Source organism: Streptomyces seoulensis (genome assembly GCF_004328625.1).
Lineage (GTDB): Bacteria > Actinomycetota > Actinomycetes > Streptomycetales > Streptomycetaceae > Streptomyces > Streptomyces seoulensis.
Map to the genome: position 1 here is coordinate 300,358 of NZ_CP032229.1, position 25,246 is coordinate 325,603.

Sequence of the window (25,246 nt, forward strand, 5' to 3'; positions counted from 1 at the left end):
CCTGCCGGTATGCGCATGATCCAGGCACCCTCCACCGCCGGAGCCCGCCCGCTGCGAATCCTGATCGTCGAAGACGACGAAACCATCGGCAGGCATCTCGAGACGGGTCTGCGCGGCAGCGGCTACGCGCCCACGTGGAGCCGAACCGGCGCGGGAGCCCTCGCCGAAGCGGACCGCTCCCTCTACGACGTACTGCTTCTGGACCTCGGGCTGCCCGACATGGACGGTGTCGACATCGCCCGTACGCTGCGAGCCCGCTTCACCGGATTGCTGATCGTGATTCTCACCGCCCGGACCGACGACATCGACGTCATCGCGGGACTGGACGCCGGCGCCGACGACCATCTGGTCAAACCGTTCAGCCTGAGTGTGCTGCTGGCCCGGCTGCGGGCTCACCTGCGGCGCCGGCCGGCCACATCGTCGCCACGGAAGCCGACACGACTTGGTGACCTGGTCGTCGACACCGCAGCCCGGCGCTGCACGCTCCACGGGGACGAGGTCGTGCTGCGTCCCAAGGGATTCAAGCTGCTGGCCGTTCTCGCCCGGCACGCAGACGAAGCCGTGTCCCGCGAGACCTTGATGGCCGAGGTGTGGGACGAGAACTGGTTCGGCTCCACCAAGACGCTCGATGTAACGATGGCCGGGCTGCGACGCAGACTCCTCGCCGGCGCGACGTCGGCCGACCGGGTGCCCCGCATCACGACGCTGCGAGGCCATGGCTACCGGCTCGAGACCGGCTGACTGCCCCCACCCCTGCCTGAGCCTCCGGCCAGCGAGTCCGCAAGGCTCAGCAGAGGTGCGGCTCAGGACGCGATCAACGGGCGCAGGCGCCCCCTACCGAGGACCTCGGCCGCAGTCACGGCGTTCCGTGCCAGCAGCGTCGCCAGCGAGGCGGCGACCAGGGCCCCAACGATCAGGCCAGCGATGATGTCGTGCGGATAGTGAGCGCCGACCCACACGCGCGAAGCCGCCATCGCCAGAGCACCGAAGGCGGCGATCACCCCGAGGCGTGCCGAGACGAACCACAGGGCGACCGCCGCCGCTGCGGCCAGCGCGGAGTGGTTGCTGGGGAACGACCAGTCACCGGGCGCCGGACAGGCCTCCAATGTCATCACGTGCAAGGACTGGCACGGCCGGTTCTCGTGCACCACCTGCTTGAGTGCGGTGCTGACCACGAACGCCACCACGGTCAGTACCGGGGCGGCCAAGGCCTTCACCGCCCGGACCGTGTCCTGGTGGCGGGCTTGCCACCAGCCGAGGAGCATCAGGACGGCGAACAAAGCGAGCCCGTACGTGGAGTAGCCGGAGATGAGGCTGTCCACCCAGGACGGTGTGTGGTGCGCGGCGTCGACCACGTCGAGGTAGGCGCCCCCGTCGATGCTCGAGCCGTCAAAAGGCTGCGCGCTGGTCACGGTGTACATCACGCTGCTCCGTTCGCAGCGTACGACCGCCGGGAGCGTACGAGCTCCAGCCCGACCGGAATGAGCGAGACGACAACGATGACAGCAATGATGGGCAGGAAGTAGCGGTCGACGTTGGGCACCGACGCCCCCAGGCCGTATCCGGCCATTACCAGGCCGACAGTCGCCGTAGCGACGAGGACCCACCCGAGCGAAAGGCGTCCTGACGCGCCGGTCGAACCCGAGGCGCGCAGGAGCCCGGCGATGAAGAGCGGCGAATCGCCCGGCAGGAAGAACCCGATCAGCAGGCCGGCCTCGGCGAACATGGCGACAGCGATGCCGAGTGTGCCGAAGGCGGCGAGCAGCGACTGCGCGTCGACGAGGTTCACGGCTAGTTGAAGCGAGGGTACTGCCTGGTGCACGAGCGTCATCGGCGCTGGCCCCTTCGATAATGGCTGTCGGGTATACCGGATACGGACGAAACTGGAGCGCGGCGAGGACGCGGCAACGTTCCACGACTTGCGTCTACAAGGTAGTAGTCGGTCTACTTCACTGTAGACGATCAGTTGGAGGGGACGGTTCCATGACTGACGCAGCGAGCGAGCGCAGGCCCGCCGGCGAGCTCGAGGCAAGCGTGCTGACAGCACTATGCGCCGCGACCGAGCCGCGCACGGCGGCCGAAGTGAGAGCCGCCATACCCCAAGAGCTGGCCCGCACCACGGTGGCGACTCTCCTCGCGCGGCTGCACGACAAGGGAGCGGTGGGGCGCACCCCGGGCCGGCGCGGCTTCCTGTACTTCGCGGTCGAGGACTCTCATAGCCTGACCGCGCAGCGCATGCACCGCGAGTTGAACCAGGATGACGACCGCAGCACGGTGCTCGCGCGATTCGTCAAAGGCCTCAGCCCGAGCGACGAGGCGGAGCTCAAGCGCCTATTGGAGGGAGGCAGCCGGTGATCACGCTGCTGCTGGTTCCCCTTTTTCTCCCCTGGGCACTGCCGCCGCTGGCCCGGCGCACCGTGGAACGGGTCCGGCCGGAGATCGCCCTGTGGACGGTCACCTGCGCCACAGTCACCCTGGCCATCGGCGTGGTGGCGAGCCTCGGCCTCCTGCTGCTGCCACTGAGCCTCAAGCTTCCCCCCGCGGCCGCACTGGCGGAACTGGTCCGACCGCTCGCAGCGGGACCGCGACTACTGGTCCTCGGCGTCTCGGCGCTGGCAGGGGGGAGTCTCGCACTGGCCGGTTACCAGGCGCTGCGGCAAGCCGCACTGGAGATGGCGCATCTGCGTGCCGCACGGAGGCGCGTCGCCGGAGTCCCGGACGCCGGAGGACTGTGCGTCCTGAGTGACCCCCGTCCGGACGCGTTCGCGCTGCCGGGCGGTCTGCGCCGGGCGGACCGAATCGTGGTGACCACCGGCATGCTGCGGGCACTGGATCCGGTGCAGCGTGAGGCACTGCTCGCGCATGAGCGGGCCCACCTCGCCGCGAAGCACCACCTCTTCCTGTCCGCCGCTCAGATCGCCGGCTGGTGCCACCCTGCCCTGGCCGCTGTCACCGCTCACATCTCTTTCGCCGCCGAGCGGGCGGCAGACGAAGCCGCCGCCAGTCGCTGCGGCGATCGCAACGTCACGGCGCACGCCGTGGGGCGCGCCGCCCTGGCCGCGAGTCGTTCCCGCAGCGCCACGGGAGCGCCGGCACTGGCCCCAGGCGCCACCACCGGCCCTGTGCCGGCCCGCGTCAAGGCCCTCCTCGCTCCGGCACCCGTTCGACGCATGGTTCCGGCCCTGCTGGCGATGGCTCTCGTCTGCTCGGCAGCCGGAGCATCGTCGACGGCCGGAGCAGTCTGGCTGCACCACGGCGTCGAGATCGCCCAAGGCGAGCGATCCTCCGACTGACACGCCCTCAGCCCTCCCCTGCCCAAGTAAGGACAGCCTTTCCTCACCGTCTACATTTATGTAGACTCCGCTGCGGCCGGCAACCGTGCCCGTAACGTCGACTTTTGGCGAATTGAGGCACCCATGTCCGCCAGATCCCGTGCGCTTCTCCTCAGCGCCGGCACTGCGGCAACCGTCGTTGTCTCCCAGTCGGGCTGCACGCAGAAGGCAACGAGCGACGACGGCGCGGTCAAGGTGACCGCTTCGGACTCGAAGTGCGGGTCGGTGACGGCGCGTACGGAGGCATTCCGGAGGCGCCGCCCGACGACACCGGCTAGGCACTCGGCCTCCCGCCGTCCCGTCTCACGCTGACCATCGGCTTCGGCCCCTCCCTGTTCGACCACCGGTTGACCGGCCGGCGGCCGGACGCGCCGGCCGAGCTGCCGCGGTTCCCCGGGGACAACCTCGATCCGGCTCGCAGCGGCGGTGATCTGTGCGTACAGGCGTGCGCTGACGACCCGCAGGTGGCCGTGCACGCCATCCGCAACCTGGCCCGGATCGGGTTCGGCACCGTCGCCGTGCGCTGGTCCCAGCTCGGCTTCGGGAAGACCTCCTCCACCACCCCCGACGCGCAGACCCCGCGCAACCTGTTCGGTTTCAAGGACGGCACCCGCAATATCTCTGGCACCGACACCACCGCCCTCGACCAGCACGTCTGGGTCGCGGAGCGAGACGGCACCGCCTGGATGGCGGCAGACTCCTACCTGGTGGCTCGCCGGATCCGGATGAACATCGAGACCTGGGACCGCACTTCGCCCCAGGAGCAGGAGGACGTCTTCGGCCGCGACAAACGCGATGGTGCCCCGGTCGGCAAGGCCAAGGAACATGACGAGCCGTTCCTGAAGGCCATGAAGCCAGACTCACACGTCAAGCTCGCGCATCCCGATTCCAACCGCGGTGCGACCATCCTGCGGCGCGGCTACTCCTTCACCGACGGAACCGACGGCCTCGGCCGCCTGGAAGCCGGCCTCTTCTTCCTCGCCTACCAGCGTGATCCGCGCACCGGCTTCCTTCCCGTCCAGGCCAGCCTGGCTCGCTCCGACGCGCTCAACGAGTACATCCAACACGTGGGTTCGGCCCTGTTCGCCGTCCCGCCGGGCGTCCGGGACACGGACGACTGGTGGGGCCGGGGGCTGTTCACCTGACATTCCACGGCACCCACCGCTTCAACCGGAGAAAGGAACCGGCGTGTTCGGCAATTACCTGATCGGACTGCGCGAGGGCCTGTAGGCGAGCCTCGTCGTCTGCATCCTCATCGCCTACCTCGTCAAGACCGGCAACCGGAGCCGGCTCGCGCCGGTGTGGACCGGCGTGGCCATCGCGGTCACCTGGATGGTGTTCTGGATGCGCCGCACCGCACGCCACCTCAAGAGCGAACTGCAGGACAGGCTCGACGCCGCGCTCGCACTCGGCACCGGCGCCCTGGTCATCACCTCGTTCTTCGCCGTCGGCCGCGAGGGACTCGAAACGTCCCTGTTCATCTGGACCGCCGTGCAGGCCAGCGGCGACGGGGTCCGCCCGCTTGTCGGGGCCCTGCTCGGTCTGGCCACGTCGGTGGTGCTGGGCTGGCTGTTCTACAAGGGCACCCTGCGCATCAACCTGGCCAAGTTCTTCCGCTGGACCGGCGCCATGCTCGTCCTCGTCGCCGCGGGCGTTCTTGCCTACGGCATCCATGACCTGCAGGAAGGAGACCTGCTTCCCGGTCTCCGTAGCCTCGCCTTCGACATCAGCGGCACGATCCCGCCCGAATCCTGGTACGGCACCCTGCTGAAGGGCGTCTTCAACTTCCAGCCCGACCCGACCGTTCTCCAGGTCATCGTGTGGCTGCTGTACCTCGTCCCGGTGATGATCCTCTTCCTCGTCCCCGAGCGCACGCGCACCGCTACCCAACGCCGGCAACCGGTGGGCCGGCCGAGCACGGAGTAGATGGAGCGTCGGCCCGAGAGGGGCATCATGTCCGAGTGCCGAAGGGGTAACGCCGAGTCGGTACAGGGCCGCCGTGGCGGTCAGCCAGTCGGCGGCTTCGGCATCGGTCATCAGCGGCACCTGAGCCGGGTGGGCGGCGCCGTCCTGGACGACATGGACGCAGCCCGGGAGCGGGCTGCTCTTCGGGGCAGGGTCGACTATTGGGGCGAACCGCTGCCACATGCCGGCGCTGACCCGGGCGAGGATGACGGTGGAGAACTGCTCGCGGGCGCCGGAGAACCGCGCGGGCATGCCCGGTGAGCTGCGGGGCGATCTGCCCGTAGTCACGGGGGCGAGGTCCGGGTCCTTCCACGCGAGGACGGCGGTGACGAGTGCCTCGTACGAGGTGCGGTCCGGGAGGAGTTCGACCTCGGCCAGGCCGTCGGGGTCGTGGAGCACGACGTAGGTGTCGCTCATCGGGTGCCTGCCGCGTCGTGGTCCTGGCCGAGTTGAGCGCCCTGCGTGCCCCGGCGGCGAGCCGGGGCACGCAGGGCGCGTGGTGATACGGAGGGCGGCGAGGAACTACGTGTGAGGGTGTGCGGTGGGCACCGAGCTGGGGGAGGTGGTCGGGGCGTTGCGTAGCCGGGCGAGATCCTGGCCGACGTCCGGAGCGGAGGCGTCGCCCGTTCGGGCAGCCTTACGGAAGGCGTCGCTCGTGCCCGTGCCGGGGGCGCCGGTACTGCCGCCCCCGGTGCCCGGCGGCTCCGGCACGAAGACCGTGTCGGAGCGCGGCGATTCCATCTGCCCGTTGACCGCCGTCACCGCGAACTCAAAGTTCCAGTTGCCGGGGAAGAGGAAGGCTATGCCCCGCCCGGGGGTGTCCGAGATGGTCTCGTCGGACAGCCAGGGATTGCTCGTCGTGCGCTTGTGGTACCAGACGCGGTATCCGGCGGCCTGCGGGGAACCGCTCCAGTCGAGCTGGACCGTCGTGGCGTCCACGGACTTGATGCGCAGGTCCGTCGGAACCGGCGGTGTCCGGGCGCCGATGGTGACGGGCCGGGCGATGGCGGGCATGCCACCGCCCACCGTGTTCCAGGTGGCCACCGCGACCACATAGTGGTGCCCCGTGGTCAGCCCGCCGATGTGCGCCGAGGTGCCGCGTACCGCCGTGCTCTGCAGGACGGCGCCCGGCGTGTCCTTGTCCAGGGTGATGATCTCGTAGCGGTCCACGCTGTCGCTGTACGGCCCCGCCGCCGGTTCCCAGGTGACGTCCACACCGTCCATGGTGGGGTGGGTGAGGATCTCCGTGGGTGGCGCCGCGGTGTGCGGGTGGGCGGTGGCCCGGACGAGGGGGGACCACGCCGAGGTGCCGTCGCCCGCGTCGTCGACGCGGACGGAGTACTCCCATTCCCAGCCGTCCTGGGTCCAGGTCGTGTCGTAGCGGTTCGCCTGAACCGGTGTCTCGGTCCACGCGGTGGCGCCCACCAGCCGGGAGCGGACCGTGTAGCCGCGCGCGCCGTACACCCGGTCCCAGGTGACCGTGACACCCAGGTCACTGGAGACGGCCCGGACGTTCGCCGCGATGCCCGACGGGCGATCCGGTACCGAGGGGGGCACGTCGGGGACGATCTGGCCGATGCCGTACCGGTCGTGGAGGGTGGTCTCGAAGGCGTGCGCGATCTGGAACTCGCCGAGCGCGTTGGGGTGCAGCCCGTCGTAGCCGGCGGGGCAGGCGTCACGGGCGCAGGTGTAGTTCCCCGACCAGTCCACGAGCTGGACCGGGGAGACGGGGGTGCTCCACAACGGGATGGCGTCGCGCAGCATCAGGTCGTATTGGGTGGTGCTGAGCGGCAGGTCGTCCCGGCCGCCGATGTACGTGCGCTGGGGGACGTCCGCGACTGCGAACTTCACGTCGGGACGGGCGACCCGGGCCTCGTCCACGAACGTCTTCATGCTGTCGAGCGTGCCCTGCGCACCGCTCACGAACCAGCCCATGTCGTTGAAGCCGAGGCCGACGAGGATCATGTCGGGCTTGTACTGCGCCACGATGCCCCGGATCAGTTTCTTGTCCTGCATCGCCTGACGGCCCCAGACCCCGAAGTGGTCGCTGTCGAAGGCCGGGTCGACGCCCGCCGCGTAGCCGCCGGAGGTGTCCGGGTTGTCCAGGGAGGCGCCGGGGACCTCGTCCTGCAGAGCGGGCCGCGCCGGAGGCTGCGGCTGGGCCTGCGCCTTGGTCCCCTTGTACGGCCCGACGAAGTCGACGTCGATGCGCTGGTCGTGGAACCACTTCCACAGGCGGTAGCGCCAGGTCCAGTCACCCTCGTACCCCTGCGTCATCGAGTCGCCGACGACCATGACCCGCAAGGGCGCGTCGGTTCCTCCGACGCCCCGCTGGAGGTCGTTCAGGCGGCGTAGCAGGGCCGGCACCATGTCGTTCAGGCGGTCACTTATGTACGTCAAGGGGTTGCCGAGGTTGCCGATCTTGGCGGCGAAGCCGCGCAGGCTGAGCTGGAGCCCGGTGACGAAGGTGCCGGCGGCGTCGCTCGCCCACTTGACCAGGTAGCCCGAAGCGGCACCCGACACCGCGCCCCAGAAGGCGGCGCCGAGCAGGGCGCCCCAGGTGTCCGGGTCCCCGAAGGACGCGTGGTCGAAAGCCGCGTTCATCGCTTCGGTGACGAACGCGCCGGTCGCGCCTCCCACGCCCAGGCAGACGGGGGCGGCGAGCGGAGCCCCGGGAGCCGTCAGGGCGAGGCAGATGGCGCTCGCCCCGATACTCACGGCCCAGCCGACCCCGTTCGCGATGAACTTCTGCCACCACGTGGCGCTCGTGCCGACCTCTGCGGTCGGCAGGACGAGAACGATGCTGTCGCCCGTGGCCGTGATCCGGCCGTCGTAGTCACCGGCGTCGGTCGCCGGGTAGAGCCCTACCGCGTTGTCCCGCGCGTGGTCGTAGAGCGCTTGGGCGAGGGTGTGTCCGGAAGTCTGGTCGGTCTGGACGGCTGCGACCGCGTCCTGGGCCAGGGCGCGGGTCTCGTCGCGGCGCTCGGGCACGTTGTAGTCGAAGGCGACGACGAGGTCGCTGTCGCTGTGGGCGAGCGTGCGCAGTGAACCCGCGTCTCCGGCGCAGCCCATGCGGATACTCATGGCCGGGGCGCCGGCCGTGACCTCGAACGAGGTGGCGTGCGCCGCGCACGCCGCGCCAGAGTCCTGTTCCCGCGCGGTGGCCGCCGCCGCAGGACCCGCGCTGAGCGCGGAACCGGTCACCACCATGGCCAGAGTAAGCAGCAGTACCACCAGGCGATCGGCGAGAGCACGGCGCGGGCCGACCCCGCGCCGGGCTCTCGCCACCGATCTGTGTAACGCACGCATCGTGAACCGTGTTTCCTTCCGGATCGTCAAGAGCTGGCGCCGCCGGGGCAAACGCATGGCGGAGGCGCGCAACGGGACACACCTTGCGCGCACCACCGGCCCCTCAGGGGAGAGACTCCGGGCTCCTTCATGGCCACCGGTCTCCGCACGCACCCGCCCTGCGCCGCAGTACAGAGAACGCATCGCCCGGCGTCGTGATCATCATCGCTCCTCGGAGCGCACACCGGAACACTCACGTGAAGAAAACACGAACTCTGTCAGCGGAGCAGGCGCTTGCCGAACGCGTTCTTTCCTGCCGGGGTGACGGCGGTCACGTGGTGTTCGCCCTTGCCGGCGTCCAGGCCGAGGAAGACGTCGATGTCGCCGGTGTCGATCACGTGCAGGCCCCTCCATCACGCTTTCGTTCGGCCTTGCCTCAGCATCGAGCTGACACATCCACGTTACGGAGAGCTCCTTCGGCCTCGGGTGAACCCGGTGCTCAAGCCCTTCATCAGCGGTCCGTCGATGCCTCCGGGTCCGGTGACACCCCCCGGATCATGAATAACAGGAGACGGAAGCCATGCCGGCCCTGGAGGCCGGAGGCCCCATTGCGGAGCCACGAAAGATGTGGCGGGGGGCAGCAGGTGGCTGCCGTTCGGGAGCGGCGGGCGGCGGCCGGGATGCGGGGTCGGCCAGTGACCAGCGGGGGGGTAGAAGCGGTGGCAGGCATGAGGCCGCGCAGCGTGTTCGCTCGCTGATGTCCACCCAGTATGTGGCGAGCACGGTGTCCACGGTCTGCTGATCCAGGACCGGCTCGCGGTGGCGGCCACCTTGCGGTAGACCCACGCGAATCGGCGGCTACGTAAACGCCCCGCCGGCCTTGCTGTAGCAGCCGGTGTGCCGACCGGACACGCCCCGTCCGGCGCCGTGGTCGGGGGTCGCGACCGGCGTGGTCGGCCTCATGGTCGGCCCCGACCACGGTGGTCCGGCCCTGTCTGGAGCGGCACCCGGGCGGGTGATTTTCCTTCGCGTACGCGGGCGCAGTCCTAGCGGTGTGCGTCCAACTTGCCTAGTTCCAGGAAATATTGACAGCTTTTCATGTGTTCTGTCATGTTCTGTCCGCCGCTTCCGGCGAACGAGCGAGAGGTGATCTCATGCGACGAACCGAGTACGACGCGAGCCAGGCCGCCAAGCGCCTGAAGGTGCCCGCAGCGGCCTTACGGTGGGCCCGGCACACCGGCCTCATCCCCGACCCGGACGCGTCGTCCTACCAGTGGTCCCGGGCCGCTGGGGAGGCGCTGGACGCCGACGCCATCCGGGCCGCGATGCCGTCCGCGCCGATCGGCGGCGGCGCAGCGGCGGACCGGATTGCCGACGCGCTCGGCACCCCGAACGTGATCGGCGAGAAGGCGAACGTCACGGCCTTCGTGGTGCGGCGGTTCGTCGACCGCGGCCTGCTGGTCGACCTGAGCGCGAACCCGGACGGGACGCTGCACCACCCCAGCCAGGTCGCGGAGGTCTGCCGCCGCGAGGACCTGGCGGACCTGGTCGCCGCCGACACCCCGCTGGGGCCCGAGCAAGCCGCCGCCCGGCTCCAGGTGCGCCGTGCCGACTTCGACCACATGGTCCGGCTCGGCTGGCTCCAATCCCCGCAGTCGATCGAGGTCCGCTTCGGCACGAGCCGGGCGGGGGCCGTCGACGTCGCGCTCTACACCACGGCGTCCGTCGACGCAGTCATTCCCGCCCACCCCGAGGTCGACTGGGGGCAGCTGCGCGCGGTCGTGAAAGGCCGGCGCTCCCCACTCGCTGCGCTGGCGAAGTAGGCCGCCCCAGCCTGACCGGCGCGGCGTGGTCAACGAGGGCGCTCCCCCCACGGCTGTTGCGTGGGGGAACGTCGTTGTCTCCGGCAGGTCTGCCTCGGTTCGGGACACGCTGGCGGCCGGCCTGGGTCTGCAATCGCCCCGCCCATGGCGTCAGGCAGTGGTGCTCTCCGCTCGCGACACTGCGCCATCAAGGTGAAGGTGGCATCTCCTACGGCTAAGCCTGATGAGCTCCGCTGTCCGTCGGGATAGCGGTATGGGCATGGACCTCAACGACGTCATCGATCGCGCAGAGTTGCATCAGGAAGTGGCTCGCCGGTTCGGCAATCAGCCTGCCCCCAGCCTGCGCCCACAAGTGGATGCCTACCTGGCAGGCGCGTGGTCTCTATTCGAGACCGCGATGAAGACATATGACCCGGCCAACGCCCAAGGCCTGGTCCTGGCGGCGGCAGAAGCCCACCGGCGATACACCGCACCAGGCGCTCTGAGGACCGCCGGCTTCCTGGCGTTCACCTTCCGGGAGCTCGCCACGAACAAGCGGTGGGACGCTGACCTGGACCTCACCCCGCAGGCGGCATGGGCCGCTCGTGTCGTGGAATGCGTAAGGGCGGGACTGGGCGACGAGAGATTCTCCCATCTGATCGAAGGCATCGGCGACATCCTGGCGGAGCTGGCCACCGAGGCCGAACCGGTCAGCGTGAGGTGACTCCGGCGCTCTTCGCTCACGACCCTGCTCCCTGGCAGCCGACAGCAGCCTGATCTTGAGGGCGCGCGTTCGACCGGGCCCGCCCCACGACGACCGGCAACCGGATCCGGTCCCGCGTCATACCGAGCCCCTCGCCGCCCGATCAAAGTTATCCACAGGTGGGAACGTGATCGGCGGTTCCTTCGTACGCTGCTGCCCGAGTCGATCAGACGGGGGTGTGCGGAATGGGGTACGGCGTGGTGGTGGAGGAACTCGCGGTGGAGGTCATGGCACAACTCCCTGACGACCGGGCCCGGCGGGAGGTGATGGCACTCGTGGAGGTCGCACGGATGGATCCGCACGCGTGGCCCGATGTCCGTGACCCGGGCTCGGTGGAGGAGATCCGGGAGACGTTCGGCCGACGGTGCTGAATCCAGTACATGCCGCACGCCGGAGCGATCGAGGTCCGTGACATCGGATGGGCGAGCTGAGCTCAGGGCTGTCGGCGGCGGAGGTTCTCGGACCAGTCCCGGAGTCGGTCCTCGAGGACGAGGTTGTCGCTGCGGCTGACGGCTTGGAACATCTCGGCGCACACAGTTGCTTCAGCAGCGAAGCCGGCCGACCAGTCAGGATGTCTCCTTCGGACGTCCGGACATGAGGCTGATGCGCTTTCATGAACCGTCAGTCCATTGGAGACAGACGTACAGTGCACTCAGTTCCAGCGCGGGTCGACGTATTTCATGGCACCCCGGGCAGTAGTGCAGGGCCAGGTAGCACCCTCGCATCCGATGCACATTGGGTCAGCACGGTCGCTTGGAGCGTGTTCGGCGAGTTGCTTTCCGGCGACAGCTCGGACAGTGCGCTCGTCGGAGCTCATACCCCGGTAGGTCTCGTTGGCCAGCGCCACGGCTCGGTCGTACTCGGCGAATTGGGCTCGGAGATCACCTGTCATGAGACGGGAGCTCATCGCTGGTCATGAGATCTGCTCCCTTGGCCGACGACAACAACGCGGCGGTCATCACGTACCCGCAGGTGCCGAGCCGGGACTTCGTGGCGAGCAGTACGCACACGTCCTACGGGCCCTGAAACTGGGCTGGCGCCGCTACCAGGGCCCTGTTGTCAGTGGTGCCCGGGTCACTTCTTCGGGAAGGACCGCGCCGAAGCCACCGGAACGAATCCGCCCCACCCGTGTGAGAGCACGGGTGGGGCGGCTCAGGAGCGGGTCGTCAAAGGCGGTGAGGCCCGTGTCCTGTTACTGCTGGCCGAAGTTTTCACCAGGCTCGACGTTGCTGAGCAGGTGGGCGGTCGCGCTAGGCGACTGCCGCGGCGAATTTCACCGACGGGACGCCGGAGCCTTCGGGAAGCTCAGCGAGGGGCCGGCGGGGGAGGCCCGCCGTGCCGCAGGCCGAGCGAGTCTTGGCCTGGCTGGCGGCGAGTGAGGACGTCGAACGAACCCTCCGCATCCCAGTGGACGGGCTGCCCAGCGAACGGGACGAACGTGTCGTGCGCATGGCCGAGGTTCTCCAGGCGACCGCGCAAGGGGTGGGGCCGGCGGCAGCAGCCCTGTGGGCAGGTGTACCCGAGCACCTGTTGCGCAGGTGGCTGGAGAGCGACCAGGACTTCGCCAGTGCCGTCCGAGCGGCCTCATCTCTGGCTTTAGCACATGGACTTGGACCAGGAGCGAGAAGTCCCGCGTCGATTCGGGTCGTAGTACTCGCCTTGAAGAACGGCGTGCCCTGGGAACAGGCCGCCGCCATGGCAGGTCTCAGCGCTACAAGCTCCGTCGGATCTGGAGAGCATCTCCCATGCTGGTCGCTCTGGTGAATGTGGCGCGGAGTGCCAGGCCACCGAAGCCAAGATCCTACGTTCCCGTCAACCACCGCCCGCGTACACCGGGTCGGAAACCGTCAGGCAACGGGAACGGGTACCGCCTCGTGCGACGCGACGACGCATGAAAACCGGCCGCTCCTGAAAACTGTGCGATCAGGCCGACTACCTGAATGCAAACTGAATACGTCGATGAAACTCCGCTCACCTCGAGTCGATGCACCGATGAGTGGCGATTCTTGAGGCAACTCCATGCGGCGAGGGATGCGTCTCGCGCCACCAAAGGAAATGCCTCCATGACCGGCACCCTGCTCAAGGCCAGATCGGTGCATCCGGGACCGCACTGGCGCCGGCCGGCGCCGTGTACCGGCTGATGCGCAGTGACGCCTGACTTCCTCGGGATGAGTGGATGACCTTGGTTACGCGTACCGCCCATCCGGTCACCGTCGCCGGCGGAGAGAGCGGCGGTACAGGATCCCTGACTGCCCTGTCCTCCCGGCTGGGTGAACGTCTACGCCGGGCAGATCGGGCACATCCGTGGGTACTGAATGCCGCGGTGGTGGCGCTGGTCGTCTCGGTCTTCTGCGTGCCCGACCTACTGCACGGCATCGACGACGGCGACGAAGCCGGGCGGTTCCGGCTCACCCCCGCACGTCTGCCGGTAATCGAGATACTTGCGCTGCAGGCCGGGCTCGTTCTGCCGCTGCTGTGGCGAAGGCGCCGACCGGCACTCGCCTTCGGCGTGATCGCCGCCGTGTTCTTCCTCCAGTGGTTCCTGGGTACCGCGTTGCGTGCCGACATCGCCCTGTTCGTCGCCCTGTACGGCGTCGCCCTGAGAGCACGGACACCACAACTGCTCTGGAGCTGTGGCATCACGGCGAGTGCGCTGGTGCCGGCCGCAGTGCGGGTGTCGGGCGTCCTGTCGGTCTGGGTCTCGCTGTTCTTCCTGCTGAGCACGGCGACCGCCGCTGTCGCCCTAGGTCTGACGGTGCGTATCCGGCGGGCCCAGCTCGCCGGTCTGCGGGACCGGGCGACCCGTCTGGAGACCGAACGCGATCAGCGCAGCCGGCTCGCGGCCGCGGCGGAACGTGCGCGCGTCGCCCGCGGCATGCACGACGTCGTCGGCCACAACCTGGCTGTCGTCGTCACGCTGGCCGACGCCGGACTCCGGGTGAACGCGTCGGGGCAGCGGCCGGGCCCGGAGGTTCTCCGAAGCATTTCCGACGCCGGGCGCCAGGCTCTGGGTGAACTGAGGCGTGTTCTGGGCGTCCTGGGCGAACATGCCCAGGATGAGGGTCCGGGACTGATGCCCCAGCCACGCCTGGCGGACATCGGTGCGCTGTGTGAGGGGGTGCGCGCCGTCGGCCTGAATGTGGTGCACCGAACGGTGGGCAACGTCGACGACTTGGACGGGAAGGTGCAGCTCACTGCCTACCGGATCGCCCAGGAGGCCCTGATCAACTCCTTGAAGCACGCTGGACCCGGAGCCCGCGTGAAGCTGGTCGTCGTTGTCTCGGGGCCCCGTCTTGTCATCACGGTTCGGGACGGTGGACCGGCCGATGGCGACTCCGAATCACGTGGCCGCGCACGCCAGGAGGGATATGGCCTGGCGGGCATGCGAGAACACGCGGCCCGGTGCGGGGGAAGGTTGCATGCCGGTCCCGCCGGGAGAGGCTGGGCAGTCGAGGCCGTCCTTCAGACCCCGTGACGGGCTCCCTAATACAGAACTGAAGCCTCCTATATCAGCGCTGCCTCCGCGCCGACCAGTACTTCTTTCACATCTTTCAGGTTGTGATCAGGTTGGCGCGAGCGCATGGCAACTCCTGCACCTGAAGCTCCAAAACGATGGCAAAAGAGGCTGTATGAATAGCAGTTGATTATGCGAAAGTGCGGATCATGAGTACAGAGCAAGTTCTCGGTCAGCGGCCTCCTGCCACAGCCCGCGTCCGCATCGCTGAGGGCGCCAACAAGGTGCCCGAAGTGACCGTCTACTTCTGGATCATCAAGGTCCTCACCACCGGTATGGGCGAGACCGCTTCCGATTTCTTGGCCCGCCTCCTGGGCCCGATCCCGGCAGTGGCCCTCGGCGGCATCGCCTTCGTGGCGTCGCTCGTCCTGCAGTTCGCCGTGCGTCGTTACGTGGCCTGGGTCTACTGGACAGCGATCGTCATGGTCAGCGTGTTCGGCACGATGACCGCCGACGTCCTGCACGTCGCCCTCGGTGTCTCCTACACCCTGTCCACGCCTCTCTTCGTGATCGCCCTGGCGGCGGTGTTCGCCATCTGGTACGCCAGCGAGCGAACCCTGTCGATACACAGCATCCGCACCCGACGTCGCGAGGTCTTCTACTGGGCGGCCGTCCTCGCCACCTTCGCCCTCGGCACCGCGGCCGGTGACCTCACCGCATCAACTGGCCTGGCATATCTGGGTTCGATCGCGCTGTTCGCCGTAACCATTGGGATTCCCGCTCTGGCATTTCGAATGGGCGCGCTGGGAGCGGTCGCCGCGTTCTGGACCGCCTATGTGCTGACCCGTCCCCTCGGTGCCTCGCTCGCCGACTGGATGGCCTTGGCTCAGATTCGCGGCGGACTCGGGTGGGGTCTGGGTCCGGTCACGCTGTCCTGGACAGCCGCGATCCTCGGCTTTGTGGCCTTCCTGACCGTGACGCGCAAAGACGTCGCCGAAACGAACCGGCACGCCCGGCACGCGTCCTGAACCTCCGCCCGACGCACAACGACTCGGCCGCCCCCGCTGGGACTACCCGAGCAGCGATCCGGATGCTGGACCGCTGCCGGTGAGGTGCCCCTCGTCCAGGAGGTGGACGGTATCGGCGTAGCGCTCCACCACGTGGGGCTCGTGGGACACTAGAACAAGGGTCATTCCGTGTTCCGCGCGCAGGCGGGTCAGCAGGTCCATGATGCCGGTGGCGGTGTCCGCGTCGAGAGCGGACGTCACCTCGTCGCAGAGCAGGACGTCGGGCCCGGCGGCCAGCGCGCGAGCGATGGAAACGCGCTGGCGCTGTCCACCGGACAGTTCGCCCGGATACCGATCGACGTGGTCGCGGAGAGGTCGACCTGGGCGAGGAGTTCGGCGACACGCCCAGGGTGCGAGCTCCTCGGCAGGCTGGTGTGCAGACGCAGCGGCCGGGTCAGTTGCCGGCCCACGGTGCGTCGGGGGTTGAGCGCCGCGAGCGGGTTCTGCGGGACGAGCTGGATCCGACGCTGCTGCTGACGTGTACGCCGCTGCGTGCGTGCGGCCAACGGCAGCCCGTCCAGGGGGAGAGGAACGCTCACTCATCATGCCTCGGGCTGCCGGAGTAGAGGATGCCAGAGTCGGTTGCGTCACCGAGGGCCTGTTCGACGAACTCGGCGTGTTCGACGCAGCAGTAGCGCAGGGGGCGCCAGCGGGGAAGGTAGTCGGGGTGGCCGGCGTAGCGCTGGGCGGTCTGCACAAGCCGGTCCCAGCCGGTCGCAAGGTTCTGGCGTAGCCGCTGCACGTGACCCGGTCGGTTGATGTCGCCCTCGGTGAGCTCAATTTCCCAGGAGACCAGGGCATCAGCGAGGTCGCGGCAGGCCGCGTCGATGGTCCGGGCGAGGTGCTCGGCCGCCCATCGGGCGTCGGTGCCCTCTTCCTGGTCACGGGCGAGTTCGCTGAGGCGCGCGGCGAGAAAGTTGCGAAGCGGGCGGACATCGGCCACGCGGAGGTCGTCAGAGAACTCCAGGATGGCAGCCGGGGCCAGGAGGTGCTCGTGACTGGGAATGTCGCGGTGCATCATGCTGGCTGCCTCCTGCTCTGGCACCGGGACCAACGTCATGTCCCGTCGCTGGTGTCGGTGGGCCGGACGTGAGAAGGCTATCCGCGCGAGCAGCAGAACCACTTCCCTTCAGCAAGACGACCGGACGGCGGCCCCGCTTGTCCCTCTATGCAGGGCTCGTAGCGGGCTTGGTTGACTTGAATCGCACTTCGCTGCGGTGCTGGTCGCGTGGACGGGGAGCAGGTTCGGTGATGCTCCTTCAGTTTTGTCCCTGCCGGGGCCCCGTGCGCGGGGAGCAGTGGCGGGCCGAGCTCTGGGCGCGAGCCCCGTCGGGAAGAGCTCCCCGCGCGCGGGGAGCAGCGCGAGAGCCAGCACGCCGCGCCAGCTGGTCGGGCGTCCCTGCGTGCGCGGGGAGCAGTACACCCGGCTGCTGGAGGCGTACGGACGGCTGGGACCATCCCCGCGTGCGCGGGGAGCAGACTCCGTGAGCTGCACCTTTACTCGGGATACGGACCTGTTTTTAGGACTTTCACTGAACCCGGCATTTCATAGGAAGGTCGGCCTCACCGGCTATTCTTCGCATAGTGCTCACGCGCCCATTCCTCACCGTCAAGATCACCCCAATGGCCGATACCGAGTTTCCTGGAGCGCAGAGCGATTCTGTCGGATCGAAGCCCTCACGGCACGGCCCGCGCTTCTCGAATTCCCTGCAGGTCGAGCACAGCAGGAGACACCTCGCGACGCTTGAGCTGACCCTGCCCCACGCACGACGGAGACAAGCGGAGCGAGCACAAGCACCTGTCCCCCTCCACGTGACCTTCGCAGCCGCAAGGTCGATACTGCCGACAGTAGTACTGCGATCCCGACGACACAGACCACCCATCGACAGCTGGCGACCCATCACGAGAGTCAGCACGAAGTCAGCATCAGGCCGCCAAGGACCGCCAAGATCAAAAAGTGAGCTCACCCAATCTGACCAGCGAAGAAGCTGCTCAGAGGCCCGTCTGCTAGCCTCACCAGGAGACATCGATGAAGATGCTGATAAACGTCCCCGAGACCGTGGTGGCCGATGCGCTGCGGGGGATGGCGGCCGCGTATCCGGATCTGAACGTGGATGTGGAGAACCGCGTGATCGTCCGGCGGGACGCGCCCGTGGCCGGGCAGGTGGGGCTCGTGTCGGGCGGCGGGTCGGGGCACGAGCCGCTGCACGGGGGGTTCGTCGGGCCCGGGATGCTGGCGGCGGCCTGTCCCGGTGAGGTGTTCACCTCGCCGGTGCCGGACCAGATGGCGCGGGCCGCGGCAGCCGTGGACAGCGGGGCCGGGGTGCTGTTCATCGTGAAGAACTACACCGGCGACGTGCTCAACTTCGACATGGCCGCCGAGCTGGCCGAGGACGAGGGCATCCAGGTCGGCAAGGTCCTGGTCAACGACGACGTGGCCGTGACCGACAGCCTCTTCACGGCCGGCCGGCGCGGCACCGGGGCGACCCTGTTCGTGGAGAAGATCGCGGGCGCGGCGGCCGCCGAGGGGCAGCCGCTGGAGCGGGTGGAGGCCATCGGCCGCCAGGTCAACGACAGCTCGCGCAGCTTCGGTGTGGCCCTGAGCGCCGTCACCACCCCGGCCAAGGGCTCCCCCACCTTCGATCTGCCGCCCGGCGAGCTGGAGTTGGGCATCGGCATCCACGGTGAGCCGGGCCGCGAGCGGCGCCCGATGATGACCTCCGGGGAGATCGCCGACTTCGCGGTGAACGCCATCCTGGACGACATGACCCCGCGCGGCCCGGTGCTGGTCCTGGTCAACGGCATGGGCGCCACCCCGCTGCTGGAGCTGTTCGGCTTCAACGCCGAGGTGCAGCGGGTGCTGGCGGAGCGGGGCGTGGCCGTCGCCCGCACGCTCGTCGGCAACTACGTCACCTCGCTCGACATGGCGGGCGCCTCCGTCACCCTGTGCCAGGTCGACGAGGAACTGCTGCGGCTGTGGGACGCGCCGGTGCGGACCCCGGCACTGCGCTGGGGTATGTGATACGGCGGAGTCAGTGGCCAACATCCCTACCAGCCAAGGAGATCCAGTGCTCGACGCCGACTTCTTCCGCCGTTGGATAACGGCGACCGCCGCGTCCGTCGACCGGGAGGCGCAGCGCCTCACCGCGCTCGACTCGGCCATCGGCGACGCGGACCACGGCAGCAATCTCCAGCGTGGTTTCGCGGCCGTGCTGGCCACCCTGGAGAAGGAGGCGCCGCAGTCGCCGGGTGCCGTGCTCTCCCTCGCCGGGCGCCAGCTCATCTCCACGGTCGGCGGCGCCTCCGGCCCGCTGTACGGCACGCTGCTGCGCCGGGCCGGGAAGGTGCTCGGGGACGCGCCCGAGGTCAGCGAGGCTCAGCTGGCGGAGGCGCTGCGGGCCGGGGTGGACGGGGTCATGGCGCTCGGCGGGGCGGCGCCGGGTGACAAGACGATGCTGGACGCGCTGATCCCGGCCGTGGACGCGCTCGGCGAGGGGTTCGACGCGGCGCGCCGGGCCGCCGAGTCCGGTGCGGTGGAGACGACCCCGATGCAGGCCCGCAAGGGCCGGGCGAGCTATCTCGGGGAGCGCAGCATCGGCCATCAGGACCCCGGCGCCACCTCCTCGTCCCTGCTGATCGCCGCGCTCGTGACCGCGGCGGAAGGAGGCTCCGATGAGTGACGAGCGGTATGTCGGGATCGTGCTGGTGTCGCACAGCGCCGAGGTCGCCGAGTCGGTGGCCGGGCTGGCGAAGGCCCTCGCGGGCGGTGCCACGACAGTGCCGGTCGCGGCGGCGGGCGGTACGGAGGGCGGCGACTTCGGCACCAGCGCGGAGCTGATATCCGCGGCGGCCGCCGCCGTGGACCAGGGGGCGGGGGTCGCGGTCCTCACCGACCTGGGGAGCGCGGTGCTCACGGTGAAGGCGCTGCTCGCCGAGGGCGACGAACTCCCGGCGGACACCCGCCTGGTGGACGCCCCCTTCGTGGAGGGCGCGGTGGCCGCCGTGGTGACGGCCGCGACGGGCGCCGACCTCGACGCGGTGGTGGCCGCCGCGGGCGAGGCGTACGCCTACCGCAAGGCGTGAGCACCGGGCCGGTCCCCGCCGCCGGGGGCCGGCCCGCCCTCCGTCAGCCGGTGCGTCCGACGAACTGCCGTGCCAGTTGCTCCCCTTGGGCCACCGTCTCGTCGTGGTCCTCGATCGGCCGGGTCCGCGTGTCACGGAAGACGATGTACGTGACCCCGGACGGGACTCCCCCGGCGCGCGGGTCGGGGTCGATGCCCAGGGCGCGGGCGGTGGCGTAGGACGCCTCGCCGATGATGTCACGGGGGCCGGTGTCGCCGACGACGGCGTACCGTACCCGGTCGCGGTAGAGCACGGCGGCCACGGAGCCGCCCCGGACGCCGTGGGCGCGGTGGTCCCAGAGCGCGCTCGCGGGCGGGATCACGATGTACGGCAGCCGTTCGGCGTCGAGGGGGCGGCCGTCCGACTGGGGGAAGGCGGTGGCCGGGGAGAAGTACGGGTCGGTGCGGCGGTTGCAGCGGGTGCCGGGCCGGCCGTCGCAGTCGATGTCCAGGTCCGCCTTCCAGAACACCGCGTCCCGGGTGCCGCACACCCGGACCTTGGCCGGGCCGTTCGCGTCCTCGCGGTAGCGGCCGTGCGAGACCTGTGCGCAGTCCCGTGTCCTGGCCCGGAGTTCGGCGGCGGCCACCGGCGCCCCGGGTGGGACGCCGTGCGTCGTGGCAGCGGCGGGTGGCGACGTCGGGGCGAGCAGGGCGGCACCGGCCAGGACCGGCACCAACGACGGAAAACGCACGCTGAGGAACCTCCCGTAGGGGACATTCCGGACACCATCACGCATCCGGGCGCCGGGAGACGCGTACGGCTGGCATCGTGCGGCCGGATAGGGCCATTTCTGCGGCCGGATGGAGCAGCTCACGGGGGTCCGGAGGGCCGGACCGGTGAGGGTCCGGCCCTCCGGCCGCCCGCGTCGGCGCGGTTCCGGCGACGACAGCGTGTCCGCGCCGCGGGCATGAACTGCACATCACGTAGGGGCAGTTCACGCCTCGGAGAGACCACAGCATACGTAATGCCCGGACGCCCCCACCCGCGCGGCCCCCTTGCCGGGACGGCCCCGCAGGCGCCATATTGGTCCGGACCTTTGCCGTGACGCGGGTCCCCGGGAGGCAGCGCCGTGCGACGAGTTCCCCTCCGCCCCGGCCACTGGATGCCCCTCTGCGCGGCTCTCCTGCTGGCCTCCTGCGGTACGGCCGGCGGCGCGTCCGACGAGGGTCCGGCCCCCGGCGCCCCGGCCCGCGTCACCGCCGAGGCGGGGAGCGCAACCAGCGTCCATGTGATGTGGAACGCGGCCGGTTCCGGCGTCCATGCCTACGAGGTATATCGCGGCCCCACAAAAGTCACCGAAGTACCGGCCGCGCAGCACATGGTGGATGTCCCCAGGCTCAGGCCGTCCACCATGTACGCCTTCACCGTGCGGGCCCGGAGTGCGGGCGGCCGCCTCGGGCCGCCGAGCCGGGAGGTACGGGCCCGGACGCCCGCCTATGTGGCCGCGGACCATGTGGCGCCGAGCCGTCCCGGGCGCGTCACCGGCAAGGTGGTCGACGGGCGCGCGGTCCAGCTGTCCTGGGCGGCCGCGCACGACGACCGGGGCGTGCGGTCGTACGCGATCCAGCAGGGCGGGGTGGGAATCCACGTCGTGGGCGGGGCCCAGACCGCGACCGTGGTCACCGGACTGCGCCCCGGCACCCGCTACGCCTTCACCGTCCGGGCCCAGGACGCGGCGGGCAACCTCTCCCCCGCGAGCACCCCGGTCCGGCTGACCACACCGGGCGCCGGCGACCACCGGGGCACCATGCCGACCGGGTTCGATGTGGTCTCGCGCCGCACAGCGGGGTCGTACTACCTGGATCTGTCCTGGGACCCGCCGGACGTGGACGGGGTGATCACCGAGTACCAGATCCGGCTGGACGGGGACACGGACAGTTCCCTGGTGTGGGGCGGCACCCCGCCGACCGGACGGGCACGCCACAGCCTCTATGCCGGGCAGAAGGCCGGCGAGACGCACCGGGTGCGGCTGCGGGCCCGGCTGCCGGACGGCACCTGGGGCGGCTTCTCGGCGGAACGGACCGTCACCACGGGCCGCTGACCGCCCGGACGGCGGAGCGCGTCACCTGGGCGGCCGCCCTGCGCATGCGACCTCCCGCCGGGCCGCGTTGGCTGCTTCTGGGGTGGCACGGAAGTTCCCGACCCCGGCGGCGCACGGGACGTACCGCCACCGTGCCGCCGGAGGCACATCCATGCGCCGCATACGAATTCTCCCCCGTTACGCCGCTCCCCTGGCCGCCGTCCTGCTGCCGCCGGCGCTCGCCGGGCCGTCCGCCGCGGTGTCCGGGATCTCGGTCAGCACGTCGGGCACCGATGTGTCGGTGGTGACCAGTGCCTGCGCCCTGAACAGCGGCAGTTGGGGCACGGCCTCGCTGCTGGGCGCCCAGCAGACGAGTTTCGCCCAGGGGCGCCAGGTGGCGCTCTCCGGTACGACGGTCAGTCAGTCGGCCGCCTGGTCGGGGGTGACACCGGGGACGTACACGGTCACGGTCCGGTGCTCGAACGGCGTCTCGGCGGGCAGCCAGGTCGTCATCGTGCCGGCGGCCGCCACGCCGACACCGGCGCCGACCCGCGCGGCCACGGCCACGGCCGCCCCGACACGGGGTGTGGCCGGGGGCCTCGGCGGCGCCACCCGGGACTACGGCACGCTCACCCTCGGGGTGGGCGCGGCGCTGGTGGGGTCGGCGGTCATCGCGGGCGCCTGGTTCCTGCGCCGCCGGCCCAGGTCGTACCGCCGCTACTGACGCCTCACCCCTCGGGGCCGTCCGGCTCGAAGTCCGGGAGTTCCTTCAGCGCCTCGGCGAGCCACTGGGCCCAGAAGGTCTCCAGGTCGATCCCGGCCCGCAGGACCAGATGCCGGAGCCGGTCCTGCGGGGTGTCACGGCCGGGCGGGAAGTCGCGCTTCTCGATCTCCCGGTAGACGGCCAACTGGTTTTCATGCAGCTCCAGATGGCGTCGCATGTCGGCCGCCAGGCCCGCCGTGCCGACCACCGCCGCCGCCCGCATCCGGAGCAGCATCGCGTCCCGCAGCGGCTTGGGGTCCTGGGACGCGGCGGTCCAGCGGGCCAGCTCCGCGCGGCCCGCGGGCAGCACCTCGTAACTCTTCTTCTGCCCACGGGCCGGCTGCGCGGACGGCAGCGCGCGGATGAACCCCTCCGCCTCCAGTTTCCCCAGCTCGCGGTAGATCTGCTGGTGGGTCGACGGCCAGAAGTAGGCGATCGACTTGTCGAACCGCCGGGTCAGCTCCAGACCCGAGGACGGCTTCTCCAGCAGGGCGGTGAGGATGGCGTGCGGGAGTGACATGGGCTCATCCTAGGGACGCGGTCCACATGTGGTGTCCCCCTACAGCGCCGCCGCCAGTTCGGTGCCCTGCTTGATGGCCCGCTTGGCGTCGAGTTCGGCCGCCACGTCGGCGCCGCCGATCAGATGGGCGCTGACTCCGGCCGCGATCAGCTGCTCGTACAGGTCGCGGCGCGGCTCCTGGCCGGTGCACAGGACGACGGTGTCGACCTCCAGGACGTGGCTCTCCTCGCCGACCGTGATGTGCAGTCCGGCGTCGTCGATGCGGTCGTAGCGGACGCCGGGGACCATGGTGACGCCCCGGTGCTTCAGCTCGGTGCGGTGGATCCAGCCCGTGGTCTTGCCGAGTCCGGCGCCCACCTTGGTGGCCTTGCGCTGGAGGAGGTGGACGGTGCGCGGGGACGCGGGGCGGCTCGGCGCGGTGAGGCCGCCGGGGGCCGCGTAGTCCATGTCGACGCCCCAGGCGCGGAAGTACGTCTCGGGGTCCTCGTGCGCCTTGTCGCCGGCGTCGGTGAGGAACTCGGCCACGTCGAAGCCGATGCCGCCCGCGCCGAGCACCGCGACCCGGTCGCCGACGGGGGCGTTGTCGCGCAGCACGTCGAGGTAGCCGACGACGCGCGGGTGGTCGATGCCCGGGATGTCGGGGGTGCGCGGGGTGACCCCGGTGGCGACCACGACCTCGTCGTACGCGTCGAGGTCGCCGGGGGTGATCCAGGTGCCGAGGCGTACGTCGACGCCGTGGGTGTCGAGCTGGTGGCGGAAGTAGCGCAGGGTCTCGTCGAACTCCTGCTTGCCGGGGACCTTGCGGGCCACGTTGAGCTGGCCGCCGATCTCGCTCGCGGCGTCGAACAGGGTGACGTGGTGGCCGCGTTCGGCGGCGGAGACCGCGCAGGCGAGGCCCGCGGGTCCGGCGCCGACGACGGCGACGCGCTTCTTCAGCCGGGTCGGGGTGAGCACCAGCTCGGTCTCGTGGCAGGCGCGGGGGTTGACCAGGCAGGAGGTGATCTTGCCGCTGAACGTGTGGTCCAGGCACGCCTGGTTGCAGCCGATGCAGGTGTTGATGGCCTCGGGACGGCCCTCGGCGGCCTTGGCGACGAAGTCCGGGTCGGCGAGCATCGGCCGGGCCACGGACACCATGTCGGCGCGGCCGTCCGCGAGCAACTCCTCGGCGATTTCCGGGGTGTTGATGCGGTTGGTGGTGACCAGGGGTACGGACACCTCGCCCATGAGCTTCTTGGTGACCCAGGTGTAGGCGCCGCGCGGCACGGAGGTGGCGATGGTGGGGATGCGCGCCTCGTGCCAGCCGATACCGGTGTTGATGAGGGTGGCGCCGGCTGCCTCGACCGCCTTGGCGAGGGTGACGACCTCGGGCAGGGTGGAGCCGCCGGGGACGAGGTCCAGCATCGACAGGCGGTAGATGATGATGAAGTCCTCGCCGACGGCCTCGCGGACCCGGCGCACGATCTCGACCGGGAACCGCATCCGGTTCTCGTACGAGCCGCCCCAGCGGTCGGTGCGGTGGTTGGTGCCCGCGGCGATGAACTCGTTGACGAGGTAGCCCTCGGAGCCCATGATCTCCACGCCGTCGTACCCGGCCTGCTGCGCCAGGCGGGCGGTACGGGCGTAGTCCTCGATGGTCCGCTCGACGTCGGCGTCGGTCAGCTCACGGGGGACGTGGGGGCTGATCGGGGCCTGGAGCGGGCTCGGGGCGACGAGGTCGGCGTGGTAGGCGTAGCGGCCGAAGTGCAGGATCTGCAGGGCGATGCGACCGCCCTCCTGGTGGACGGCGTCGGTGACGACGCGGTGCTCCTCCGCCTCCGCCTCGGTCGTGAGCTTGGCGCCGCCCGACCAGGGGCGCCCCTCCTCGTTGGGGGCTATGCCGCCGGTGACGATGAGGCCGACTCCGCCGCGTGCGCGGGCCGCGTAGAAGGCCGCCATCCGCTCGAAGCCGTGCTCGGCCTCCTCCAGGCCCACGTGCATGGAGCCCATGAGGACGCGGTTGGGCAGGGTGGTGAATCCCAGGTCGAGCGGGGACAACAGGTGCGGGTATCGGCTCATCGGGCCCTCCGTGGGGATGCGGTCGCTTCTTGTTGTAGAGCAACCGCTCACCCTTTTGCAACTAGTTGCATAAGGGTGCGACGGAGGGCACATGG

The 25,246-nt window shown here is 70.0% G+C and carries 22 protein-coding genes and 2 pseudogenes; 15 read left to right on the forward strand and 9 right to left on the reverse strand.

The window, feature by feature from the left end; genetic code table 11:
• Positions 1–9: 9 nt before the first annotated feature.
• Positions 10–741, forward strand: coding sequence for a response regulator transcription factor (locus tag D0Z67_RS01360; RefSeq protein ID WP_031180522.1), 732 nt, complete (start codon positions 10–12; stop codon positions 739–741).
• Between the two features lie 62 nt (positions 742–803).
• Here D0Z67_RS01360 and D0Z67_RS01365 read toward each other — a convergent pair whose 3' ends face one another.
• Positions 804–1,421 carry a phosphatase PAP2 family protein gene (locus D0Z67_RS01365; RefSeq protein WP_031180521.1) on the reverse strand — a complete coding sequence of 206 codons (618 nt, stop codon included), beginning with the start codon at positions 1,419–1,421 and terminating at the stop codon, positions 804–806.
• Positions 1,421–1,831, reverse strand: coding sequence for an SNARE-associated domain-containing protein (locus D0Z67_RS01370; protein ID WP_031180520.1), 411 nt, complete (start codon positions 1,829–1,831; stop codon positions 1,421–1,423). The genes D0Z67_RS01365 and D0Z67_RS01370 overlap by 1 nt, the downstream gene beginning before the upstream one ends.
• Positions 1,832–1,983: 152 nt before the next feature.
• Here D0Z67_RS01370 and D0Z67_RS01375 point away from each other — a divergent pair, with 152 nt between their 5' ends.
• From D0Z67_RS01375 to efeU, 4 genes and pseudogenes are all read left to right on the forward strand, one after another.
• Positions 1,984–2,355, forward strand: a complete 372-nt coding sequence (locus D0Z67_RS01375) for a BlaI/MecI/CopY family transcriptional regulator (RefSeq protein WP_031180519.1) — start codon at positions 1,984–1,986, stop codon at positions 2,353–2,355.
• Complete coding sequence (locus D0Z67_RS01380; RefSeq protein WP_031180518.1) at positions 2,352–3,293, forward strand: M48 family metalloprotease; 942 nt, start codon at positions 2,352–2,354, stop codon at positions 3,291–3,293. The genes D0Z67_RS01375 and D0Z67_RS01380 overlap by 4 nt, the downstream gene beginning before the upstream one ends.
• Before the next feature lie 260 nt (positions 3,294–3,553).
• Positions 3,554–4,477: pseudogene (locus D0Z67_RS01385) on the forward strand (Dyp-type peroxidase); the annotation flags it as partial.
• Positions 4,478–4,580: 103 nt separating this feature from the next.
• Complete coding sequence (gene efeU / locus D0Z67_RS01390) at positions 4,581–5,258, forward strand: iron uptake transporter permease EfeU (RefSeq protein ID WP_234312693.1); 678 nt, start codon at positions 4,581–4,583, stop codon at positions 5,256–5,258.
• A 561-nt stretch (positions 5,259–5,819) separates the two neighbouring features.
• Here the strand turns inward: efeU and D0Z67_RS01400 are convergent.
• Positions 5,820–8,507 carry a fibronectin type III domain-containing protein gene (locus D0Z67_RS01400; RefSeq protein ID WP_031180516.1) on the reverse strand — a complete coding sequence of 896 codons (2,688 nt, stop codon included), beginning with the start codon at positions 8,505–8,507 and terminating at the stop codon, positions 5,820–5,822.
• 1,232 nt (positions 8,508–9,739) lie between these two features.
• Between D0Z67_RS01400 and D0Z67_RS01405 the strand changes: the two genes are divergently transcribed.
• The 5 genes from D0Z67_RS01405 (at position 9,740) to D0Z67_RS01430 (ending at position 15,632) form a co-directional block, all read left to right on the forward strand.
• Positions 9,740–10,408, forward strand: coding sequence for a hypothetical protein (locus D0Z67_RS01405; protein WP_031180515.1), 669 nt, complete (start codon positions 9,740–9,742; stop codon positions 10,406–10,408).
• Between the two features lie 259 nt (positions 10,409–10,667).
• Positions 10,668–11,111 (forward strand): hypothetical protein, encoded by a 444-nt coding sequence (locus D0Z67_RS01410; RefSeq protein WP_131589605.1) that lies wholly within the window; start codon positions 10,668–10,670, stop codon positions 11,109–11,111.
• A gap of 224 nt (positions 11,112–11,335) precedes the next feature.
• Positions 11,336–11,521, forward strand: coding sequence for a hypothetical protein (locus tag D0Z67_RS01415; protein ID WP_051887555.1), 186 nt, complete (start codon positions 11,336–11,338; stop codon positions 11,519–11,521).
• Positions 11,522–13,326: 1,805 nt separating this feature from the next.
• On the forward strand, positions 13,327–14,625 hold the full coding sequence (locus D0Z67_RS01425; protein WP_031180513.1) for a sensor histidine kinase: 1,299 nt from the start codon (positions 13,327–13,329) through the stop codon (positions 14,623–14,625).
• A gap of 188 nt (positions 14,626–14,813) precedes the next feature.
• The gene (locus D0Z67_RS01430) at positions 14,814–15,632 is read left to right on the forward strand and encodes a COG4705 family protein (protein ID WP_051887599.1); all 819 of its coding nucleotides are present in this window, start codon (positions 14,814–14,816) and stop codon (positions 15,630–15,632) included.
• Positions 15,633–15,674: 42 nt separating this feature from the next.
• Here the strand turns inward: D0Z67_RS01430 and D0Z67_RS30475 are convergent, their stop codons facing one another.
• The 3 genes and pseudogenes from D0Z67_RS30475 to D0Z67_RS01440 form a co-directional block, all read right to left on the reverse strand.
• Positions 15,675–15,872: a P-loop NTPase family protein gene (locus D0Z67_RS30475; RefSeq protein ID WP_051887554.1), complete on the reverse strand. Its 198-nt coding sequence runs from the start codon at positions 15,870–15,872 to the stop codon at positions 15,675–15,677.
• A 45-nt stretch (positions 15,873–15,917) separates the two neighbouring features.
• Positions 15,918–16,217, reverse strand: a pseudogene (locus D0Z67_RS30530) (hypothetical protein); the annotation flags it as partial.
• On the reverse strand, positions 16,207–16,692 hold the full coding sequence (locus D0Z67_RS01440) for a hypothetical protein (RefSeq protein ID WP_131589607.1): 486 nt from the start codon (positions 16,690–16,692) through the stop codon (positions 16,207–16,209). The gene D0Z67_RS01440 and the pseudogene D0Z67_RS30530, both read right to left, overlap by 11 nt.
• A gap of 1,008 nt (positions 16,693–17,700) precedes the next feature.
• On the opposite strand from D0Z67_RS01440, the gene dhaK reads away from it, so the two are divergent.
• Genes dhaK through D0Z67_RS01455 form a run of 3 tightly spaced genes read left to right on the forward strand, consistent with a single transcriptional unit; the run spans position 17,701 to position 19,754 of the window.
• Positions 17,701–18,693, forward strand: coding sequence for a dihydroxyacetone kinase subunit DhaK (dhaK, locus tag D0Z67_RS01445; RefSeq protein ID WP_031180510.1), 993 nt, complete (start codon positions 17,701–17,703; stop codon positions 18,691–18,693).
• 46 nt (positions 18,694–18,739) lie between these two features.
• A complete protein-coding gene (gene dhaL / locus D0Z67_RS01450) occupies positions 18,740–19,351 on the forward strand; it encodes a dihydroxyacetone kinase subunit DhaL (RefSeq protein WP_031180509.1) in 612 nt (203 codons plus the stop codon).
• The gene (locus D0Z67_RS01455) at positions 19,344–19,754 is read left to right on the forward strand and encodes a PTS-dependent dihydroxyacetone kinase phosphotransferase subunit DhaM (protein ID WP_031180508.1); all 411 of its coding nucleotides are present in this window, start codon (positions 19,344–19,346) and stop codon (positions 19,752–19,754) included. Before dhaL ends, D0Z67_RS01455 begins: the two co-directional genes overlap by 8 nt.
• 43 nt (positions 19,755–19,797) lie before the next feature.
• On the opposite strand, the gene D0Z67_RS01460 is transcribed toward D0Z67_RS01455, so the two are convergent.
• Positions 19,798–20,484 (reverse strand): glycoside hydrolase family 75 protein, encoded by a 687-nt coding sequence (locus D0Z67_RS01460; protein ID WP_031180507.1) that lies wholly within the window; start codon positions 20,482–20,484, stop codon positions 19,798–19,800.
• 378 nt (positions 20,485–20,862) lie between these two features.
• Between D0Z67_RS01460 and D0Z67_RS01465 the strand changes: the two genes are divergently transcribed.
• Both D0Z67_RS01465 and D0Z67_RS01470 read left to right on the forward strand, forming a co-directional pair.
• The gene (locus D0Z67_RS01465; RefSeq protein WP_031180506.1) at positions 20,863–21,834 is read left to right on the forward strand and encodes a fibronectin type III domain-containing protein; all 972 of its coding nucleotides are present in this window, start codon (positions 20,863–20,865) and stop codon (positions 21,832–21,834) included.
• Between the two features lie 151 nt (positions 21,835–21,985).
• Positions 21,986–22,537: a hypothetical protein gene (locus tag D0Z67_RS01470; protein WP_031180505.1), complete on the forward strand. Its 552-nt coding sequence runs from the start codon at positions 21,986–21,988 to the stop codon at positions 22,535–22,537.
• Between the two features lie 4 nt (positions 22,538–22,541).
• Here D0Z67_RS01470 and D0Z67_RS01475 read toward each other — a convergent pair whose 3' ends face one another.
• Both D0Z67_RS01475 and D0Z67_RS01480 read right to left on the reverse strand, forming a co-directional pair.
• The gene (locus D0Z67_RS01475) at positions 22,542–23,096 is read right to left on the reverse strand and encodes a PadR family transcriptional regulator (protein WP_031180504.1); all 555 of its coding nucleotides are present in this window, start codon (positions 23,094–23,096) and stop codon (positions 22,542–22,544) included.
• 39 nt (positions 23,097–23,135) lie between these two features.
• Complete coding sequence (locus D0Z67_RS01480) at positions 23,136–25,151, reverse strand: NADPH-dependent 2,4-dienoyl-CoA reductase (protein ID WP_031180503.1); 2,016 nt, start codon at positions 25,149–25,151, stop codon at positions 23,136–23,138.
• Positions 25,152–25,246 lie beyond the last annotated feature (95 nt).

What these genes read in the sequence shown, in the direction of transcription:
- D0Z67_RS01475 (WP_031180504.1), bottom strand. Translation starts at nt 23,096, where the DNA reads ATGTCACTCCCGCACGCCATCCTCACCGCCCTGCTGGAGAAGCCGTCC.
- D0Z67_RS01405 (WP_031180515.1), top strand. Translation starts at nt 9,740, where the DNA reads ATGCGACGAACCGAGTACGACGCGAGCCAGGCCGCCAAGCGCCTGAAG.
- D0Z67_RS01410 (WP_131589605.1), top strand. Translation starts at nt 10,668, where the DNA reads ATGGACCTCAACGACGTCATCGATCGCGCAGAGTTGCATCAGGAAGTG.
- D0Z67_RS01360 (WP_031180522.1), top strand. Translation starts at nt 10, where the DNA reads ATGCGCATGATCCAGGCACCCTCCACCGCCGGAGCCCGCCCGCTGCGA.
- D0Z67_RS01375 (WP_031180519.1), top strand. Translation starts at nt 1,984, where the DNA reads ATGACTGACGCAGCGAGCGAGCGCAGGCCCGCCGGCGAGCTCGAGGCA.
- D0Z67_RS01415 (WP_051887555.1), top strand. Translation starts at nt 11,336, where the DNA reads ATGGGGTACGGCGTGGTGGTGGAGGAACTCGCGGTGGAGGTCATGGCA.
- D0Z67_RS01400 (WP_031180516.1), bottom strand. Translation starts at nt 8,507, where the DNA reads ATGGTGGTGACCGGTTCCGCGCTCAGCGCGGGTCCTGCGGCGGCGGCC.
- D0Z67_RS01365 (WP_031180521.1), bottom strand. Translation starts at nt 1,421, where the DNA reads ATGTACACCGTGACCAGCGCGCAGCCTTTTGACGGCTCGAGCATCGAC.
- D0Z67_RS01470 (WP_031180505.1), top strand. Translation starts at nt 21,986, where the DNA reads ATGCGCCGCATACGAATTCTCCCCCGTTACGCCGCTCCCCTGGCCGCC.
- D0Z67_RS01440 (WP_131589607.1), bottom strand. Translation starts at nt 16,692, where the DNA reads ATGATGCACCGCGACATTCCCAGTCACGAGCACCTCCTGGCCCCGGCT.
- D0Z67_RS01425 (WP_031180513.1), top strand. Translation starts at nt 13,327, where the DNA reads ATGACCTTGGTTACGCGTACCGCCCATCCGGTCACCGTCGCCGGCGGA.
- dhaK (WP_031180510.1), top strand. Translation starts at nt 17,701, where the DNA reads ATGAAGATGCTGATAAACGTCCCCGAGACCGTGGTGGCCGATGCGCTG.
- D0Z67_RS01430 (WP_051887599.1), top strand. Translation starts at nt 14,814, where the DNA reads ATGAGTACAGAGCAAGTTCTCGGTCAGCGGCCTCCTGCCACAGCCCGC.
- D0Z67_RS01455 (WP_031180508.1), top strand. Translation starts at nt 19,344, where the DNA reads ATGAGTGACGAGCGGTATGTCGGGATCGTGCTGGTGTCGCACAGCGCC.
- D0Z67_RS01480 (WP_031180503.1), bottom strand. Translation starts at nt 25,151, where the DNA reads ATGAGCCGATACCCGCACCTGTTGTCCCCGCTCGACCTGGGATTCACC.
- D0Z67_RS01370 (WP_031180520.1), bottom strand. Translation starts at nt 1,831, where the DNA reads ATGACGCTCGTGCACCAGGCAGTACCCTCGCTTCAACTAGCCGTGAAC.